The organism is Paenibacillus sp. 7523-1 (assembly GCF_002276415.1).
Taxonomy (GTDB): domain Bacteria; phylum Bacillota; class Bacilli; order Paenibacillales; family Paenibacillaceae; genus Paenibacillus; species Paenibacillus illinoisensis_A.
Genome location: NZ_NPBR01000017.1, coordinates 51707 through 70567, shown reverse-complemented (window position 1 = coordinate 70567; position 18861 = coordinate 51707). Strand labels below are relative to the sequence as shown.

The following is an 18861-nucleotide window of genomic DNA, read 5'->3' as shown; positions in this document are numbered from 1 at the left end:
TTCCGGGCTCTTTGGTTCGTTCACTGTAATTTCACTGTAATTCCATTGTTGTTGTCAGTTAAACAGTGGAAGCATACGGGAGCTAATTCATCCTTTTAACTAGTTCCATGAGTCTGTTCATCCCTTCGCGAATCTGCTGTTCGTGTGTATAGGAGAAGGACAAACGCAGTTTGCGACTTGCGGAAGCTTCCGAAGGATCAAATACCGTTCCGGGGACAAAAGCCACAGAATGTTCCATGCACTGGTGAAGCAGTCGTCCTGTATCGATGCCTTCCGGAAGCTCTGCCCAGATGTTGAGTCCGCCCTCAGGCCGGGTCCAATTCCAGTCTGTTTCTTGCAGACATTTTTCCATGACTTCCATCCGTAATTGTATGGCGGTGCGCAGCTTCGACAGGTGCTGATGCATGCGCGGAGATTGAAAGTACCGGAGAAACAGCTTCTGGTTTAGAAGGGGAGTTCCGTTATCAGCCAGTGCTTTAACCGCCTGCAGTCCTGGCATAAACCGGGGACGGCACATAATGGCCGCAATACGCAGACCCGGCGCAACATATTTGCTGTAGCTGCGGATGTAGAGCGTGTGTCCTGTCGTATCGTACGTAAAGATTGGCGCCGGAGGTTTCTCCTTAAAATAAATATCGTACGTGCTGTCATCTTCAACGAGAAAGCATCCATATTGTTCGGCAAGTTCGGGAAGCTGTTTCCGCTGCTCGGTTGGAATATTAATACCGGTCGGATTCTGGAAGGTTGGCGTCATGTAAAATACACGGGGCTTCTCCGTCTTCATCAGATGCTCAATCTGTTCCAGATCATAACCCGCCGGGTGTATATCCGTGAAGATCAGGCGTGCACCCTGTTTGCGGAAAATTTCCATGGCAGGACCGTAGGTCGGCCTTTCCATCAGGACACGGTCGCCTGGTCTGACCAGGCTTCGAGAGATCAGATCAATGGCCTGCTGCGCTCCCGTAGTAATGAGTACTTCTTCCGCTGAAATGTAAAATCGTTCTTTCAGTGTCAGATGGCTTGCCAGCGCACTACGCAGCTCCACATCACCCTGAATGGTTGAATACGTACCGAGCAGCCGGGGATACTGATCCAGCAAATCCCGCATGAGTTCTCCCCAGTAACGGTTAGGGAGCAGGGCGGGATCAATCAGTGACTTCGAAAATTGATATTCTGCTTCAAGGGATTGCACGCGCGCGAGTGAGTCCCAGTGCAGCCAGGCGGATACAGCAGGGTCATCTGCCTGGTCCGCTACAGGGGACGGGTCAGCAGGGCTGACAAAATAACCGGACTTGTCCTTAACGTATACATTCCCGCGTTCCTTCAGCTCCTGATAGGCTTTGAACACCGTAAGCCGATGTACACCGAGCTGCTCGGACAGGCTTCGCACGGAAGGGAGCTTTTCGTGTTCGGCCCACTCTCCCGCCTCTATACGCACCACGAGATAATGAACCACCTGTTCATATAGTTTAAGGCTGTTATCTGTCATCAACATGGCTTTGCCCACCCGACTCACGCTCCTTTTGGACTCTATTGTAACAGGAAAGGAGTAGATTCTGTTCTGTTTTCTTCATTCTGTTCTGTAGACAGTGCTATATGATGGAGAACAGATGAAGGAGGGGCTAGCATGGTTGCAGCAGCATTTACAGTAATGTGTCTTATTTTTGGAACAACGTTCCTGGCGATTAAAATTGGGGTCGAGGCAGGCATGCCGCCTTTTCTATCCGCCGGATTACGTTTTATTATTGCAGGGGCATTGATGTTTGCATGGATGTGGATGAAAGGGAAGGTGAATCTGTCCCTGCTGTGGAGAAAAGAAATGCTCCTGACCGGAGCAGGGCTGACCTTTGGTACGTTTGCCACGTTATATTGGGCAGAGCAATATGTCAGCTCAGGCGTCGGGGCTATTTTGTCAGCTACCGGGCCGCTGATGATTATGGTAATGCAGACTGCTTTGCTGCGGCAGAAAACCTCTGCCCGCATGATTGCAGGCTGCCTGATCGGTTTCGGAGGCGTTGTGCTTGTCGTTTTACCCGGTGTATCCATTGGCGGGAGTTCACTGTGGTTATGGGGGTGTATCGCCGTACTTGTGGGAGAAGTATGCTATTCGGCAGGCGCCCTGTACTCCAAGAAGGTGATCAACCAGTTCAAGGAAGCAAGTCCCGTAGCGATTAATGCCGTACAGATGATGTATGGAGGCCTGCTGTTATCCGGGCTCTCGGCAGTGACGGAATCGTGGAGCACGTCTGGACTTGATTGGGCTTCGGCGATTTTGTCCCTGATCTACTTGACGGTGATTGGTTCAATGGTAGGGCATAGCCTGTTCTACTGGATCATGTCACGTACCAACCCGCTGTTCCCGGCAACCTGGCTGTACATTTCTCCTCCGATTGCGGTCGGTCTTGGAGCGGTTGTCTATGGTGAACATGTAAGCTGGATCACCTGGATCGGTGTTGTACTGGTTGTATCCGGCTTGCTGGCGATGAATGAGAAAGTGATGAGCTGGCTGAAGAGAGGTAAACGAGCTAATTCATTGGTGCAAACTTCCAAACCTGTGGTAAAATAGGTATTACCTTTTTTACATAGGAATGAGGTAAAGAATCATGTTAAAGGTCCACATAGCGAATCGATTATGATTGCACTGCTGTTTGGTGTCGGAGCTCTGGTATTTCTAATGTTCAATTCACTATTGGGTTACTTTCGCAAAATATGGTTGAATTCCCGATATCAATAGAAATGATTCCAGGATATGACCAAAAACAAAAACAGCCTCTGGTTCAGCGAGTTTATTCGCTGCCCAGGGCTGTTTTGTTTTACCGTATGCTTAGCGTTATCGTATTACTCCGCGTTCAGCACAAATTTCTCAATGACCTGCTTCACGCCGTCTTCGTTGTTGCTTGCCGTAATGTAATCTGCCAGCTCTTTGAGAGCAGGGATCGCATTGCCCATAGCCACGCCGAGACCGGCAACTTCCAGCATTTCATGGTCATTCCAGGAATCACCGATCGCGATGCACTCGCTCAATTGGTGACCAAAGTGATCTGCCAGGAATGTAAGGGCATGGCCTTTGGTTCCTTCGCGATGCATGATCTCGAGGAAGTATGGTTTGGACTTGGTGATATGGACTTCTGATCCAAGCAATTCACGCAGGTCAACGGCCACTTTATCCAGATAGTCTGGCTCATCGATGATAAGCAATTTTGGTGTTTGTTGTTCAATAACTTTGATGAAGTCCGGCTCGATATGGTACTGGGTACCATTCAGCTTGGCGTAATCACGCAGTTTGTCGTTTTCTTCGCGAGCATACAGCTTGTCATCAATGTACGTTTGAAGATGGAGATTGTTCTCCAGGCAGTAGTCGTACAATTTGCGGGAAGCGTCTTGCGGTACATAGCGCTCATAGAGTACTTTCTCGTCCAGCAGGTTTTTGACCAAAGCACCCTGATAGGTAATGATTGGCACGTTTAATCCCGTTTGGCGAGCAAGTGCTTGTGCAGAAGCATAGGCACGTCCTGTTGCCAGGGTAACGACTACACCATGAGCAACCGCTTGCTCCAATGCCGTTTGTGTTGCAGGGGTTACTTCCTTGTTGTCGTTGATGAGGGTATCATCAATGTCGATTGCCATCAGTTTGTAAGCCATTTGAGTTTCTCTCCTTTTATCTGTATCTATAATCACGAACGAATGGATCCATCATTACACCAGATCACTCCAAACGCAGAATCATCTCTCGATCACTGTTATCCTAGATTTCTTTGAGTCCCTTATATAAAGGGGAAAATCCAGGGATAAAGGCGAACGCTTTGCTTCTCCAGATTGATTCTGCTTTTTCCGTTAAAGTGTAATAAAGGAATTCGTTCTAAAACTATACTTACATCTAAATCTATTCTTCCAGGAAAACGAGGCCGATAAAGTCCTCCAGCTCCAGGTTACCGAAGTAGTGTTTCACATCAAGGCCCTCAAGTGCCGTGCGCACCTCGGATTCCTCATAACGCTTGCCACGCAGCATATCTTCGATATCCGCCACATCGCCTACACCGAAGAAGTCACCGAAGATTTTGATATCCTCGATTCGTCCATCCTTGATGTTCATGCGCAGATCGATAATGCCGACAGGGAATTTGCGGGTATGCTTCACATTGCTCTCCGGAGACAACCCATAGTTCCAGTCCCAGTTGCTGTAACGCTCAGCGGAGATTTCCTTGATCTTGTCCCAATCCTTCTCCGTGAGTTCATATTGGGGAACATCCTGCGGCTCCATGCGGAAGATGTGACGCAACAGCTCGTCCCGAAATTGTTCAATGGTCAGGTTGCTGTCAATCAGATCCCGAATGTTGGCAACCCGGCTGCGTACGGATTTGGTGCTCTTGGATTTGAATTTCTCAGGATTAACATTCAGGGATGCCTGAACATGATCCAGATTAAGATCAAACATGAGCGTTCCGTGACTGAACATGCGTCCGCGGGTGGAGAACTGGGCATTACCCGAGATTTTCTTTTCCCCGACTTGCAGATCGTTACGTCCAGTCAGCTCGGCATTCACACCAAGCTCCTGCAGAGCTTCCACGACAGGTTTGGTGAACTTGCGGAAGTTGTGGAAGGATTGTCCGTCATCCTTGGTAATAAAACTGAAATTGAGGTTGCCCAAATCATGGTAGACTGCTCCGCCTCCGGAGAGACGACGTACAACCTGCACACCGTTATCTTGAACATATTCGATATTAATCTCTTCGATAGTATTCTGGTGTTTTCCAATAATTATGGAAGGGCGGTTAATGTAAAACAGCAGATAGCTGTCATCCATCGGCAGATGCTTCAAAATGTATTCCTCAATCGCGAGGTTTACAGAAGGATCTGTAATGCCCTGGTTATCAACAAACAGCATGGTCATTCCTCCATTAATGTATGTGAGGGACGATGATCCCTTATGTAGTGTTGCGCCTGCGAATCAAAATTCCTCTTCTATTGTAATCGAATTGTCGATTGGACACAAAGGAATTGAAGCAGGGAATGGATGGTGTAGGTAAATCAGGATTGACCCGTGACAGTTACGCCATCCATAATAAAAATGACATGCAGAAAGGATGACGGACAAAATGAGCGGTATCATTGAAGTTTTTGGACATGGTGGTGACGTGGAGACTGCTGCGTCAAGATTTGGGGGAAGTCCTGAGGATTTCCTTGATTTTAGTGCAAACATTAACCCTCTGGGTCCGCCCAAGGACGTTCTGAAAGCGCTGGAGCAAGGGATGCGGGCGATACTTCGTTATCCTGATCCTGCACATCGGACATTCAAATCATTGCTTGGCGAACGCCTTGGCCTGTCAGAGGAGTATATATCTATAGGGAATGGAGCTGCGGAAAGCATGGCTCTGATCCTGCTCGGACTCTCTCCACGGAAGGTGGGCACAGTGGAACCGGGGTTCTCGGAGTATCGTTCATTGTCCAAGCAATTTGGGGCAGAAATGCATCATGTTCTGGGGCAGGAGGAGCTCGAATGGCGAGCAGCTCCCGAAGATATCGAGAAGCTGATGGAACAGGTGGACTTGCTGTTTCTTGGACAGCCGAACAACCCCAATGGAGTACAGTATCCGGTTGAAGTATTGCAGCGGCTGGCCCGTCATGCCGAGAAGACAGATACGGTCCTGGTGATCGATGAGGCATTTATGGATTTCATTCCTGAAACGCAGCGACAATCCCTGGCTTCCCGATTACAGGATTACCCACAGGTGATCATCATTCGCTCGATGACCAAGTTCTATGCCATTCCGGGTCTTCGGCTTGGCTATGCGATTGGACGCCCGGATCTGATTCGTGCCATGACGAAGAAACAGGTAACCTGGAGTGTCAACGGCTTGGCACTGATCGCTGGAGAAGCCTGTCTAAGCAGCGGGGAAGCTTTTGAACGGGAGACGTTGGAACAGGTGGCGCTTGAACGAGAGAAACTGGCATCCGGCCTGGAGGCCTGTGGATGCGAAGTGACACGCGGGGAAGCGAACTTCTTGCTGGCACGTGTGCCGAAGCCATGGACAGCAGGAACCATACAGGCGGCTCTGGGGGAGCGAGGGATTCTGATCCGAAGCTGCGCCATGTACCCTGGACTCGGGGAAAGACATATCCGACTGGCGGTGAAGGACGCGAAGTCGAATCTTCGTCTGGTGAACGAAATGAGAAGTGTGAGCGGACAACCGACTCCGGTGCCAACGGGCGGGGGGGCGGAGTAATGGCATTGCCATTCTTGAAGCACTTTACCCATGCAAATGTAGAGCAAAATGAATATACTTCTTCTGCATGGCCCGGGTTAACCATCAGCGCACATGAACGCCATATTCGAGCAGCGATCCCTAACCCGGTAAGCGCCATTTCGAGTGCCGTGTTCGGCGGGGGTATGATCGAGCTGGATCGCATATTCAATATTTATGTAGACAGGCATTATCGTTGTGACGACCCGCCGCGTGATATTGCAGACCTCCTGAGAGGGTGGGAGGAGCGCACAACAGGCTGTGCCGGATTGCTGACAGCGGTTAAGCTTGCTCACACATCGGTTCAGGAATATGTGGGCGAGGAAGCAGGGATTTTGTGCTGTACGACAGCAGGTGTATCCAATGCTGCCCGGGCAGGCTCCGCAAGAACCGTATTTGATGCTGCAGGGAACATAACTAGCCAGGAGGGAATATCCGCTGAATCACCCTACACTCCCGGTACAATTAATATCATGTTATGGATCAACGGCCGCATGACGCCCGGAGCTATGGTCAATGCCATTCAGACAGCGGTGGAAGCCAAAACGGCAGCGCTCTCGGATTGCGGTGTAATGGATGCGGAAAATGGACTGACTGCAACGGGAACGACGACGGATGCCATTGTGTTGGCCACGAGTCAGGTGGAGGGGAAACCACTGATCTCTTACGCAGGTACAGCCACAGTGATTGGGGCAGGAATTGGGCGTGTCGTCTATGATGCCGTTACCGAAAGTTTGCAAGCTGGACAGGCGTGGAAAGAGAGGAATAGCAAGTGATGATATCTCTGAGTCAATGGGCGGACTGGCCCATATGGGCAGGAATGACAGGAGCATGGATTATTTTAGCAGCATACATACTGGATCGCCTCATTGGAGATCCACGCTGGATCCCCCACCCGGTGATCGGCATGGGCAAAGGAATTTCTGCACTGGAGCGGACCATAAGAAAACGAGTGAGCAGCGATCAGGGGCTTAAACGGGCAGGGTTGCTTTTTCCGATCATCATTGCTGGTGGTTCATTTGTGCTTACTTGGGGAGTGTTATACATCCTTGGACTTGTTCACCCGGTGGTTGCCGTTATCGCAGAAGTAGTACTGATTGCCACCACCATTGCTTCCAAAGGACTGAAGGACGCAGGCATGGAAGTGTATCGTCATCTGAGAGAAAGGGATTGGCCTGCGGCTAGACGTTCACTGGGCATGATCGTGGGGCGGGATACAGCGCATCTGGATGAACCGGAAGTGGTAAGGGGAACCGTGGAGACTGTGGCGGAGAACATCGTAGATGCCATCGTTTCACCGCTGTTCTATGCCCTGATTGGCGGTGCTCCGCTTGCGATGGCCTATCGGGCCGTCAATACCCTGGATTCCATGGTTGGTTATAAAAATGAAAAGTATTTGCATCTCGGATGGGCCTCTGCTCGTCTGGATGATTGGGCGAACTGGATTCCGGCGCGGCTTACTGCCTTGCTGCTCATTACGGGTGCATGGTTCATGAGATTGAACGCAAAAGGCGCTGCACGCATGGTTCGCCGGGATGCCAGATTGCACCCTAGCCCAAACAGCGGATTCCCGGAGTCGGCCGTTGCGGGAGCGCTGGGCATCAGGCTTGGCGGGTATAACGTCTATCACGGAGTGGCTTCTTTTCGAGCCTATATGGGCGATCAGACACGGCTGATGGAAGCAGAGGATATCGTGCGGACCACGCGTTTGATGTTCTGGTCGGCGGGAGCTTTTGTGCTGTTATGCTGGCTGGTAACGTTCGGCATCTGGACAGCAGGAGGTGCGCTGTTATGGAAGTAGAATCCGGGAAGCGTGGAACAGCAACGCGGGAGATCGTGTTTATCCGTCATGGGACAACTTCTTGGAATGTGGAAAAGAGATACCTCGGACATACCGATATTGGTCTCCTGCCGGATGCAGAGCGGGAACTGGCTCCGCTTCGTGAGTCCATTCGCGGGATCACATGGGATGCACTATTTTGCAGTGATTTGCTGCGCTGCCGGCAGACCGTGGAACGAATTGCCCCGGTACAAGCAGGACAAGCACAGTATGATCCGCGTCTGCGTGAGATTGATTTTGGGCAATGGGAAGGCATGACTTACAATGAGCTCAAGGATAATCCGCTCTACCGGAATTGGATTGATGCACCGCAGGATGTGACGCCACCGGGCGGCGAGCCTTGGCAGGCATTTGCTGCGAGGATCGACTCCTTCGTGGAGGAGTGCCTTGTGTCCGTTTCGCCAGAGGAACATTCCGAAGAAAATCATGTTCCAGCGATTGCCGTAGTTACCCATGGCGGTGTCATTCGGTATGCCATGTCACGCCTCATAACGGAACTGGGATTCTGGGATACGCAGGTCATTCCGGGGCAAGCAATTAAGGTCCGGCTTGAAAAAAGGGGAAATAGCTGGGTTTCAAGCAGGGTATCTTTTCCGTGAATCGGGTTGTAAGGATGTGCAATATAACCTATAATCACAACAGAAGTGTGACTTCAGCATGAATACATATCTCGTTATGCGTTTAAGCGCTGAGGGATGGGACATGCTCACTTGAATGGTTACAATATCAGCGACCACGGGTCCCTTGTGCGAGCAAGAAGAGCTCATCAAGTTTATGCAAACGATGAACGGCACAATGGGTGAAATAGGGAAGCCGGTGTGAATCCGGCACGGTCCCGCCACTGTAAATCAGGACGAGCAGTCCTGTAAGTCAGGTTACCTGCCCTGGACGTACAAACCGGTGTTCCTTCGAGGAAAGGACAGCGTTTCGGGCAATTCTATGTGCATCAACGGCGGGTACGCTGTAGATGTGCAGATCGCCATATGCGAGACGTCATCCCTGATCCTGACGTAAGGATCGGGGATTTTTTTGTTCATATAGGATGAACCTGTAAGCTTTACACTAGACCACTACGATTGCAGTACCGTCTTCCGATCGCTGTTATCCCCAGATTTCTTTGATCCCCTTATTAAAAGGGGAAATCCGGTGATAAAGGCGAACACTTCGTTTCTCCAGATCGGTTCTGTACTCTCCGTTAACGTGTAAATGTTGCAGTTCAAACCTTATATAGGAACACCAAAGTATGGGGAGTAAGAGTTTGAGCATGTTGCAAGAAATAGTACAAATAGAGAAGGGGAGAATGAACAGAATGAACATCAAGAATTGGAAAGGCATGGCGTCCCTGCTGACAGCAGCGATGCTCACACTGGCTTTGGCCGGATGTGGAAACGCAACAACGAGCGAGGGAACAGGTACCTCTACACAGCAGCCGGCACAGGAGCAATCCCAAGGCCAGGAGCAGACGGATCTCAAAACACAATATCCACTTACGGTAACGGATGCGACAGGTGAATCCTTCACGTTTGAGAAAGCGCCAGCCAAAATCGTATCCGTATCTCCGGCAGAAACCGAGTCGTTGTTCGCGCTTGGACTAGACGAGCAGATCGTAGGCGTATCCGACTATGACGATTATCCGGAAGCTGCAACGACCAAACCGAAAATGGGCGGTGTGTCGAAGCCCAATGAAGAATCAATTATCGCAGCGGAAGCAGACATCGTATTTACAGGGATCTCCATGAGCGAAGAAGCTGTGACGAAGCTGCGCGAACTGGGAATCACCATTTTCAAAACAGATCCGAAATCGATAGACGATGTGATGAACAACATCGAAACGTTCGGCAAAATCACGGATCATCAGGAGCAGGCACAGGAGCTCATCACGAAGATGAAACAGGACGTTGCGGACGTAACCGAAGCGGTTAAGGCTGTGAAGTCGGAAGATCAGAAAAAGGTATATGTTGAATTCTCCCCAGGCTGGACTGTGGGTAAAGGCGAATTCATGGATGAACTGATTACGGTAGCCGGTGGAATCAACGTTGCTTCCGACCTCGTGGGCTGGAATGAAATTAACGAAGAGAACATTATTGCTTCCAATCCGGATGTCATTCTGTACGCCAATGATGTTATTGATGAGAACTCCAAAACATTGGATCAGATCATCAAAGAGCGCAGCGGCTGGGATCAAATCACGGCGGTGAAAGACGATGCAGTTATTGGCCTGGATGCCAACCTGCTGAGCCGTCCGGGCCCACGTGTAACGGAAGGTTTGAAAGCTGTAGCCAAAGCGATCTATCCTGACCTGTTCCAATGAGTAAAAAGCTGGCAGTGTACGGAACAGCCGGAATTCTGCTGCTTGTGCTGACTGTGCTGATCTGTACAGGCATCGGTTCAGTGGCTCTGCCTGTCCGTGACATTGCAGGCATTCTGCTTCATCACATGCCATGGATCGGAGATTGGATCACGCCTGACTGGAGTACGGCAGCCGAGCAGATTATATGGAAGGTCAGGTTCCCGCGGGTACTGCTTGCTGTACTCGTGGGTGCATCGCTGGCCATCGCCGGAGCAGGCTTTCAGGGGGTCCTTCGTAACCCGCTGGCAGATCCGTTTACGCTTGGCGTATCGTCTGGTGCATCGGTGGGCGCTGCTTTTCTGATTTTCTTCGGATTGCAGTATGCACTGATCGGAATCTGGACCTTGCCGCTCGTTGCGTTTCTGACGGGCGTGCTCACATTATGGTTTGTACTCGCCCTGGCTCGTGAAGGGCGCAAAATACCGACGCACAGCCTGATTCTGGCGGGTGTGGTGATGCAAAGCTTTCTGGGAGCGGTGGTCTCCTTCCTGTCGACCATGTCGAAACAGACGATTAACGAAATTATATACTGGACGATGGGAAGTCTGGCTCTGCGTGGGTGGTCGTATACGGCCATCCTTTTCCCGTATTTTATACTGGGTCTGATTTTCCTCTGGAGCCGTGCCCGTTCCTTGAATGTTCTTGCACTGGGTGAACGGCAAGCTGCACATATCGGTGTCCAGGTGGATGGTCTGAAGCTATCTGTCCTTGCCGTAGGAACACTGCTTACTGCCGGGGCCGTCTCAGTTTCGGGTGTCATTGGATTCGTCGGTCTTGTCATCCCGCATATTCTTCGTCTAATCGTTGGGCCTGACTATCGTTTGCTGGTTCCCTTGTCCGCGATTGGCGGAGCCATCTTCATGGTATGGGCCGATACGATTGCACGCTCCCTGCTGGCACCGACTGAAATTCCGCTTGGTGTGGTGACGGCCTTTGTGGGAGCCCCTTTCTTCGCGTATCTGCTGCATCGGAATAAAAAGCTGCGAAAAGGGGTGATGCCATGAGTACAAGCATGAGTGCAAACACGAGTACAAACATGGGTACAAGCGTTACCTCAAACGATCCACTGATTGAAGTTGCTGGAGCAGGCAAAATGTATGGAGAGCACCGGGCACTGCATAACGTGGACTGGCGTGTCACAGAAGGCGAATGGTGGGGTGTCGTTGGTCCAAACGGAAGCGGGAAATCAACGCTGCTCCAGCTCATTGCAGGAACCGAACAGCCTGGCGCAGGCAGCATTCGGATTGCAGGGCGGGAGATTACCTCATACACTCGCAAAGATCTGTCCCGCATGATTGCGGTGCTGCAGCAAGATGGCCTGCCTGCCATCTCGTATCCCGTCCGAGATGTGGTGGAGATGGGACGTTATCCTTATCAGAATTGGCTAGGCAGGGAGTCGGCGGATGGAGCGGCCGTGGTGGACCGGGTACTGGAAGAACTGGGTCTAACCGAAATGGCCGACAGGCCGCTCGATGCACTCAGTGGAGGGCAGAGGCAGCGGGTGGCGCTCGCCAAAGTCATGGCTCAGGAGCCCCAATTATTATTGCTGGATGAGCCAACCACATTTCTTGATATCCGATATCAATTGCAATTCATGGAGCTGTTATCCTCCTGGCGGCAAAAAAACAAGATTACCATTGTGGCTGTGCTGCACGATCTGAACCTCGCTGCGCAATTCTGCGATCAGATTCTCGCTCTGCGCGAGGGCATGTGCGTAAGCAGTGGAACACCCCATTCGCTGATGACGGAAGAGAACATTCGGGATATCTTCCGGGTGAACCCGGCCATGGTCAATCATCCCGATACTGGATTGCCGCAATTGCTGCTGCGGCGAGAACACGAGTGAATGAAAAGCGGGGAGACCCTATATTTTGATGAAGGAAGTGCTGGCGGTATGAATAATGAACAGACGTTGGAACAGTTAATCGATCGGATCGTGGGTCCTAATGAAGAAGTGGCGGCGGAAGCCTCGGCACATGTGGATTCATTAACGAAACCGCCGGGAAGTCTCGGCAAACTGGAACAGCTGGTTATTCGACTTGCGGGGATAACCGGCGAGGCTCGCCCTTGTCTGGATCGCAGGGCCGTCATCGTAATGGCTGCCGATCACGGCGTCGTTGCCGAAGGCATCAGTGCGTTCCCGGCAGAGGTAACGCCGCAGATGGTTCATAATTTTCTGGCAGGAGGAGCGGCCGTCAACGTTCTGGCGCGCCATGCAGGGGCAGATGTCATCTGTGTGGACATTGGCGTGAATGCCGATCTGGAGCACCCTGACCTGGTCTCCCGCAAAGTACGCAAAGGTACAGCCAACATGGCGCAGGGCCCAGCCATGAGCCGTGATGAAGCGATCCAGGCGATTCTTGCCGGAGCCGAGGTCGTGGCGACTGAAGTCGCCAAGGGAACCCGGTTATTTGTCACCGGTGAAATGGGTATCGGAAATACTACGGCGAGTGCTGCAGTCATGTGTGCTTTAACCGGAACGGCACCCGCATCTGCGGTTGGTCGGGGAACAGGGATGGATGACGCAGGTTTGCAGCGCAAAGCTGCTGTAGTCAGCCGGGCACTTAGTGTGAATGCACCGGATGCAGACGATGCCCTGGATGTGCTAGGTAAAGTGGGCGGATTGGAAATTGCCGGACTGACAGGTGTCATCCTTGCAGCGGCAGCTCATGGCTGCCCTGTGGTGGTGGATGGGTTTATCTCCACTGCAGCGGCACTGATTGCGAGACAGCTTGCTCCGGTCAGTGTGGAATATATGATTGCTTCCCATACCTCGCATGAAAGTGGACATGCTGCGCTTCTGCGCGAACTTGGCCTCAAACCGATGCTGGATCTGGACATGCGGCTGGGTGAGGGAACAGGTGGTGTGCTCAGTCTTCATCTAATCGATGCGGCTTGCCGTATTCTGAATGAGATGGCCACATTTGCAAGCGCTGGTGTATCGGGAAGCTCGAATGAGAATGTGCGCGCGGATGAGTCATCGACAGCTGCTTCGACGGTTCGGGGAGAGGTATCTCCATGAGTGTACTTGTAACGGGCGGGGCAAGGAGCGGCAAAAGTTCCTTTGCTGAGCGTCTCTGCATGCAGCGTTCCTCCGAGGCCTGGTATGTCGCAACCGCACAGGCGTATGATGACGAGATGCGTGAACGGATACGTCTGCATCAGAATCAGCGGGATAAAGTGGGGTACCTGTGGCATACCGTGGAGGAACCCTTGGCACTGCCAGAACTCATTACAAGAATGGGGGAATCGCATACAGGATCGTCAGCTCCGACCATTTTGGTGGATTGCCTGACGCTCTGGTTGACGAACGTCCTGCTTACCCATGAGCAAGAACCTGAGCAGGTTGTTCTGGATCATATGAATGCGCTGGTAACTGCCATTGAGTCCTATCCCGGGCTGCTAGTCTTGGTTACGAATGAAGTGGGCGATGGCATCGTACCAGAGTATGCGCTTGGCAGAAGGTTCCGGGATCTGGCGGGCATATTGAATCAGCGAGTCGCTGCCATCTGCCGCGAAGTATTTCTGGTAACGGTAGGGATTGCGATGGAGCTGAAGAGCAAGGAGTATCGCTTATGAGCCATGACGGTAACAACAGCCCGCATAATCGTGAGGAAATGACCAGTGAAGACCACCTGAATCAGGTAAACGAGGGGCCTGCTCAGGGTGCGGAGTATGTAAACAGACTGGATCAAAAACATGCGGCTGCGGCCGCTTTTCAATTTTTGTCCCGTTTCCCGGTGAAAATGCAGATTGACTTCGTTCCGCCACTGCTGCGGGAAAGTGTAGTCTATTATCCGCTGGTCGGTGCAGCCATTGGTTTAAGTGTCTGGATTGGTGGCGCGCTTACAGGTGCACTGCTGCCATCGTTCCCGGCGGCCGTATTGACCCTGACCCTATGGGTATGGCTTACGGGGGGACTTCATCTGGATGGCTGGATGGACACAGCGGATGGCCTGCTCAGCTATCGTACCCGTGAGCGAATGCTGGAGATTATGAAAGACAGCCGCGTTGGAGCCATGGGCGTGATTGCCTGCGTGCTGCTGCTCATGATGAAAGCAGCCTTAATTGCTGATTTTATCGCACGTGGTAACTGGATGTATGGAGCACTGCTGATTCTGCCCATGATCTGGAGCCGCTGGTTCATGGTATATGCCATTTCGGCTTGGCCGAATGCCAGGGGGGACGATGGACTTGCTGTCCTGTTCAAGGGCCTTGGTGAACGAAAAGAAGTCCAGCGGGCACGAAGCGCCGCAGTTGGACTGACCATCCTGGCGGCTGTCATTACACTTGCCGCGGTGTGGATCTTTCAGCCTGGCAGCAGTATGGTAGAAATGCTGGCGATGGATAGGGGCCTTGGGACATTACCTTGGTGGCTGTATCCTATTGCAGCTGCCATTTTGGTACCGCTGGCGGCGTATCTTATCGGCAAGTTCGTTGCCGGACGCATCAGCGAGAGGTTAGGCGGACTTACTGGAGATACATATGGTGCGATGAATGAGCTGCTGGAAGCCGCTCTGCTGACGGTGTTAAGTCTGCTGCAGGGATTATTTTTGATATAGGGAACGAACGGAAATGAGTAATGTGGAGCATAACGCTGAGAGCTGAGGTGATTGGAACGTGGGGGATACGCCTGTAGGACAAGCGGCGGTATTGATGCTGCAAGGTACGGCATCGGATGTGGGGAAGAGTGTTATTACTACGGCATTATGCCGGATATTCAAGCAGGATGGCTTCAGACCGGCCCCGTTTAAATCACAAAATATGGCGCTCAACTCCTATGTAACCGAAGATGGCAAGGAGATTGGCCGAGCGCAGGGAGCACAGGCAGAAGCATGCGGCATTGAAGCAACAACGGATATGAACCCGATATTGATCAAGCCCGTGCGGGATATGCACTCGCAGATCGTGGTGCACGGTGTACCTTTTGCCCAGATGAGTGCTTCGGACTATCGTCAGCATTTCCTGCCGGAAGCGAAGCAGACAGTTATGGAAGCGCTGAATCGGCTGCGGGAAACCTATGATATTGTATTGATGGAAGGCGCAGGCAGTCCGGCCGAGATTAACTTGAAAGACCGGGACATTGTCAATATGAATCTGGCAGGCTGGGCGGATTCGCCAGTCATTCTGATCTCGGACATTGATCGCGGAGGCGTGTTTGCTTCCATTGTAGGTACACTTGAGCTGTTGGAACCGCATGAGGTCCAGCGTGTAAAAGGATTTATCATTAACAAATTCCGGGGAGATCTGTCCCTGCTGCAGCCTGGACTCGACTGGCTCGAAGAGCGAACGGGCATTCCGGTATTGGGCGTACTGCCTTACATAAGAGATATTCAGATTGAAGCCGAGGATTCCGTGGTGCTTGACTCCATGCGTCATGGCAAATCAGGAAAAAGGGAGCTGGATCTTGCCGTTATTCGTTATCCGAGGATTTCCAACTTTACGGACTTTGACTCGCTGTCCCGTGAACCGGATGTCAATGTACGGTATGTGACTGCCCCGGAAGAGCTGGGCCAGCCGGATGCGATTTTGCTTCCCGGTACGAAGGATACGATTGGTGATCTGGCATTCCTGAGAGAGTCGGGTCTCGAGCAAGCGATCGCGAGTCAGACCGAACGTGATCATGTACAGCTTGTGGGCATATGCGGTGGTTATCAGATGCTGGGCCAGCATCTGAAAGATCCGTTTGCAGTGGAAGCGAACCAGATTCAGGAGGCGCGGGGTCTGGGATGGCTGCCGCTGTCGACCACTTTTCTGGAACATAAACAGACGGTGAGAGCTTCGGGGCGTGTGCAGCAGCGGCATCCGCTTCGTCTATATGGGGATCAAGATTCAGTTGATTCCATGCCTGTGAATGGGTACGAGATTCATATGGGCGTGACCGAATGCCATGATGCGAAGCAAGTAACTGCGCTGTTTGAGATTGCACATCCAGGTGGTCAGCCTTTTCAGGAAGGCTGGGGAAGCCCGGATGGCAAAGTATGGGGAACGTACTTGCATGGTTTGTTTGAAAGTGACCAGTTCCGCCGCTCCTGGCTTAACGGCCTTCGGCAAGGGAAAGGACTCGCTCCGCTTCAGGAAACCTATAGTGCTCATGAACGCAAGGAGATGGAATTCGACCGGGTGGCCGAGTCTCTGCGCACAGCCCTGGACATGAAACGTGTATATGAAATTATGGGAATCCAGTACCGAGATCCCGCTTCAACTGTTAATGATTGAATAGCAAGCTGGTGTATGATCAGCAATTTATAACCTATTAATAAAAAAACACCCCCATGTGTATTCACAGTACCCGGAAACGGGCTGCTGGAACACATGGGGGTATTTGCATGTCTGTGGTTTAATTGTGGTTCACCTAAGGGAATGATGGTTTAATGTTATACCTGAATTGTTATTTTAGTTAATTTTGAATTTCTTCATCGCAGACTGCAGTTCCATGGCCTGTTCATGCAGATGACGAACCGTACCCGAGTGGGAATCCATCTCACTGAGCTGATGCTCGGCGGTTGAAGCAATCTGCTGCATGCTCTCGCGTGATCTGGATGTAATCTGTGCGGTCTCTTCAACGGATGCACTAACTTCCTCTGCGCCTGCGGAGACTTCCTCTGTGGAAGCAGAGACGGTCTGGATGGTCAGGTTGACGTTCTGGATCAGTTCGTTCAGCTGCTGGAAGGCCGTTCCCGCTTGTTGAACGACATGGGTACCAGACCCGATTTCCTGAGTTACCCGGTTCATGGCACTCACCGAACGTTCCGCATCCTCGCGAATGGTTCCGAGATAATCGGCGATTTCCTCCGTGGCTGTTTTGGACTGTTCCGCCAGCTTGCGGACTTCACCTGCTACGACAGCGAATCCCCGGCCATGCTCTCCGGCACGTGCTGCTTCAATGGAAGCATTAAGGGATAACATGTTGATCTGTTTCGTAATTTCAAAAATGGATGTAACAATCGTGCCGATCGCTACGGAACGTTCATTCATCGTCTCCACGTAACGCAGTGACTCGTTTGCCGTCTGGCCGACACGTTCCATTTGCTGCACAGCATCCTGTGCGAGACGGTTACCGTTGACGGCTTCATTTGCAGCTTCACCAATCTGCTCCGATACTTCAGCAGCAGAAGAAGCGATATGCATAATACCCTGCGTAATTTCTTCCATGGCTCTCGCATTCTCGGCAGCGCTTGAAGCAATGGTCACACTGCCTTTCTCCGCGTCTTCCGCAGAGCGGCTAGAGTTTTTGACCATACCGGACATGGACTCGACCCGTCTTAACAGATCATCGGAGCCTTGAACCACTTCATTGGAGGTAGACAGTGCACGGCTGATCATTTCCTTCAAATTGTGGGTCATCGTTTGGAAGCTTGCGGCGAGCTGAGCAATTTCGTCTTTGCCCTTGATTTGAAGCTCGGCGGTCAGATCACCTTGGGAAATCTGTTTGCTGTGTTGTACAAGCTGGATGATCGGTTTGGTTACTCTTTTGATCATGCTGGCAGAGATCAGCCAACCGAGCACGAAGACGAGTGCTGTGATACCCAGACATAGCCAGAAGATCTGAACGTTTTTATCCTGAATGAACTGGGCATCCATACTTACTGCCATGATCATGTTGCTGCCTGCGATCGGAATAAAGGCTGCTTTATGTACGCCGAAGGAATCGGAATAAACGTCACTGATGACCATTTCTTTGCTCTCTGCGGCCGTATTCATCGCGGATTGCACGCTGATTTCATCTCCGGTTTTCATTTCTGAGGCTGCGTTAGCAATGACAACTGTCGCTTTGCCTTCCTGGATGGATACAACGTAGGTTGCATCTAAGTTATGTTCTTTTGCTTTTTGAGCTAGATAGGATTCGACCGTCAGAGCGGCACCTTCAGAACCCGCACCGCCACTCTGCACCTGCAAAATCTTGGAGGAGGAGACGTTCTTATATATATCCTGGATGGACGTGTTCAGGACCTTGTCGAACTGTGGAAGCACATAGCTCTGCATAATATTCATGGATACAGCATAGAAACTGATACTAAACAACAGGGAAGCGACCAGTAGAACGAGGAACAGCGTGCCTCTAATTTTGCCGGCAACCGTACGATTACGAAACATAGGATCATCCTTTCACGTCATGTTCATTAACATTTGTCGCTTTTCCGTATCGTAAGACTATATACCAACGAAAAAAGGCCTAATTTTCACGTTGAGAAAACTTGGGAATAAGCGGATATACCTATATTACAAAATTAACCGGGGGTTGAATAGAAGAATTTTCATTAAACGGTGAATTTTTTTCAGAAATTCATGAATGTATTACATGCATATTACATAATATCAATTAATACCTACCAGAATAGTTTGATATATGATATATTGTTCAATGTCGCATAAAGCGAATAGAAAAAAACCGTTCAAACGGTATGCACATTCTGAGGAGGATTTAC

The 18861-nt window shown here is 51.1% G+C and carries 16 protein-coding genes and 1 riboswitch; of the genes, 12 read left to right on the top strand and 4 right to left on the bottom strand.

Annotated features, from left to right (window positions below):
• Window positions 1-82: 82 nt before the first annotated feature.
• Entirely contained in the window at window positions 83-1507 is a 1425-nt protein-coding gene (locus tag CHH60_RS18835) for an aminotransferase-like domain-containing protein (protein ID WP_255248003.1), read from the bottom strand.
• Window positions 1508-1627: 120 nt separating this feature from the next.
• Here CHH60_RS18835 and CHH60_RS18830 point away from each other — a divergent pair, with 120 nt between their 5' ends.
• Window positions 1628-2566, top strand: a complete 939-nt coding sequence (locus CHH60_RS18830) for a DMT family transporter (protein ID WP_095360597.1) — start codon at window positions 1628-1630, stop codon at window positions 2564-2566.
• A 272-nt stretch (window positions 2567-2838) separates the two neighbouring features.
• Here the strand turns inward: CHH60_RS18830 and CHH60_RS18825 are convergent, their stop codons facing one another.
• Window positions 2839-3642 carry a Cof-type HAD-IIB family hydrolase gene (locus CHH60_RS18825; protein WP_095360596.1) on the bottom strand — a complete coding sequence of 268 codons (804 nt, stop codon included), beginning with the start codon at window positions 3640-3642 and terminating at the stop codon, window positions 2839-2841.
• A gap of 241 nt (window positions 3643-3883) precedes the next feature.
• Window positions 3884-4885: a lipoate--protein ligase gene (locus CHH60_RS18820; RefSeq protein ID WP_095360595.1), complete on the bottom strand. Its 1002-nt coding sequence runs from the start codon at window positions 4883-4885 to the stop codon at window positions 3884-3886.
• Between the two features lie 211 nt (window positions 4886-5096).
• Between CHH60_RS18820 and cobD the strand changes: the two genes are divergently transcribed.
• From cobD to CHH60_RS18765, 11 genes are all read left to right on the top strand, one after another.
• Window positions 5097-6224, top strand: coding sequence for a threonine-phosphate decarboxylase CobD (cobD, locus tag CHH60_RS18815; RefSeq protein WP_095360594.1), 1128 nt, complete (start codon window positions 5097-5099; stop codon window positions 6222-6224).
• Window positions 6224-7018, top strand: coding sequence for an adenosylcobinamide amidohydrolase (locus tag CHH60_RS18810; RefSeq protein WP_095360593.1), 795 nt, complete (start codon window positions 6224-6226; stop codon window positions 7016-7018). Before cobD ends, CHH60_RS18810 begins: the two co-directional genes overlap by 1 nt.
• Window positions 7019-7062: 44 nt before the next feature.
• Complete coding sequence (gene cbiB / locus CHH60_RS18805; RefSeq protein WP_095360844.1) at window positions 7063-8043, top strand: adenosylcobinamide-phosphate synthase CbiB; 981 nt, start codon at window positions 7063-7065, stop codon at window positions 8041-8043.
• Entirely contained in the window at window positions 8034-8681 is a 648-nt protein-coding gene (locus tag CHH60_RS18800; RefSeq protein WP_176476121.1) for a histidine phosphatase family protein, read from the top strand. Before cbiB ends, CHH60_RS18800 begins: the two co-directional genes overlap by 10 nt.
• Window positions 8682-8853: 172 nt before the next feature.
• Window positions 8854-8982: riboswitch (cobalamin riboswitch) on the top strand.
• 409 nt (window positions 8983-9391) lie between these two features.
• Entirely contained in the window at window positions 9392-10393 is a 1002-nt protein-coding gene (locus CHH60_RS18795) for an ABC transporter substrate-binding protein (protein ID WP_375335116.1), read from the top strand.
• Window positions 10390-11436 (top strand): FecCD family ABC transporter permease, encoded by a 1047-nt coding sequence (locus CHH60_RS18790; protein ID WP_095360590.1) that lies wholly within the window; start codon window positions 10390-10392, stop codon window positions 11434-11436. The genes CHH60_RS18795 and CHH60_RS18790 overlap by 4 nt, the downstream gene beginning before the upstream one ends.
• A 32-nt stretch (window positions 11437-11468) precedes the next feature.
• Window positions 11469-12278 carry an ABC transporter ATP-binding protein gene (locus CHH60_RS18785; RefSeq protein WP_095360843.1) on the top strand — a complete coding sequence of 270 codons (810 nt, stop codon included), beginning with the start codon at window positions 11469-11471 and terminating at the stop codon, window positions 12276-12278.
• Window positions 12279-12326: 48 nt separating this feature from the next.
• Window positions 12327-13454 (top strand): nicotinate-nucleotide--dimethylbenzimidazole phosphoribosyltransferase, encoded by a 1128-nt coding sequence (gene cobT, locus CHH60_RS18780; RefSeq protein WP_095360842.1) that lies wholly within the window; start codon window positions 12327-12329, stop codon window positions 13452-13454.
• Window positions 13451-14011 (top strand): bifunctional adenosylcobinamide kinase/adenosylcobinamide-phosphate guanylyltransferase, encoded by a 561-nt coding sequence (cobU, locus tag CHH60_RS18775; RefSeq protein ID WP_095360589.1) that lies wholly within the window; start codon window positions 13451-13453, stop codon window positions 14009-14011. Before cobT ends, cobU begins: the two co-directional genes overlap by 4 nt.
• Entirely contained in the window at window positions 14008-14994 is a 987-nt protein-coding gene (gene cobS / locus CHH60_RS18770; RefSeq protein ID WP_255248002.1) for an adenosylcobinamide-GDP ribazoletransferase, read from the top strand. Before cobU ends, cobS begins: the two co-directional genes overlap by 4 nt.
• Before the next feature lie 94 nt (window positions 14995-15088).
• Window positions 15089-16651, top strand: a complete 1563-nt coding sequence (locus CHH60_RS18765; RefSeq protein ID WP_095360840.1) for a cobyric acid synthase — start codon at window positions 15089-15091, stop codon at window positions 16649-16651.
• Between the two features lie 177 nt (window positions 16652-16828).
• Here CHH60_RS18765 and CHH60_RS18760 read toward each other — a convergent pair whose 3' ends face one another.
• Complete coding sequence (locus CHH60_RS18760; protein ID WP_095360588.1) at window positions 16829-18529, bottom strand: methyl-accepting chemotaxis protein; 1701 nt, start codon at window positions 18527-18529, stop codon at window positions 16829-16831.
• Window positions 18530-18861: the final 332 nt, after the last annotated feature.

Coding starts and splice junctions, on each gene's coding strand:
- CHH60_RS18760 (WP_095360588.1), bottom strand. CDS start 18,529: ATGTTTCGTAATCGTACGGTTGCCGGCAAAATTAGAGGCACGCTGTTC.
- cobU (WP_095360589.1), top strand. CDS start 13,451: ATGAGTGTACTTGTAACGGGCGGGGCAAGGAGCGGCAAAAGTTCCTTT.
- cobT (WP_095360842.1), top strand. CDS start 12,327: ATGAATAATGAACAGACGTTGGAACAGTTAATCGATCGGATCGTGGGT.
- CHH60_RS18765 (WP_095360840.1), top strand. CDS start 15,089: ATGCTGCAAGGTACGGCATCGGATGTGGGGAAGAGTGTTATTACTACG.
- cobD (WP_095360594.1), top strand. CDS start 5,097: ATGAGCGGTATCATTGAAGTTTTTGGACATGGTGGTGACGTGGAGACT.
- CHH60_RS18800 (WP_176476121.1), top strand. CDS start 8,034: ATGGAAGTAGAATCCGGGAAGCGTGGAACAGCAACGCGGGAGATCGTG.
- CHH60_RS18820 (WP_095360595.1), bottom strand. CDS start 4,885: ATGCTGTTTGTTGATAACCAGGGCATTACAGATCCTTCTGTAAACCTC.
- CHH60_RS18810 (WP_095360593.1), top strand. CDS start 6,224: ATGGCATTGCCATTCTTGAAGCACTTTACCCATGCAAATGTAGAGCAA.
- CHH60_RS18825 (WP_095360596.1), bottom strand. CDS start 3,642: ATGGCTTACAAACTGATGGCAATCGACATTGATGATACCCTCATCAAC.
- cobS (WP_255248002.1), top strand. CDS start 14,008: ATGAGCCATGACGGTAACAACAGCCCGCATAATCGTGAGGAAATGACC.
- CHH60_RS18795 (WP_375335116.1), top strand. CDS start 9,392: ATGAACATCAAGAATTGGAAAGGCATGGCGTCCCTGCTGACAGCAGCG.
- CHH60_RS18785 (WP_095360843.1), top strand. CDS start 11,469: ATGGGTACAAGCGTTACCTCAAACGATCCACTGATTGAAGTTGCTGGA.
- CHH60_RS18790 (WP_095360590.1), top strand. CDS start 10,390: ATGAGTAAAAAGCTGGCAGTGTACGGAACAGCCGGAATTCTGCTGCTT.
- cbiB (WP_095360844.1), top strand. CDS start 7,063: ATGACAGGAGCATGGATTATTTTAGCAGCATACATACTGGATCGCCTC.
- CHH60_RS18830 (WP_095360597.1), top strand. CDS start 1,628: ATGGTTGCAGCAGCATTTACAGTAATGTGTCTTATTTTTGGAACAACG.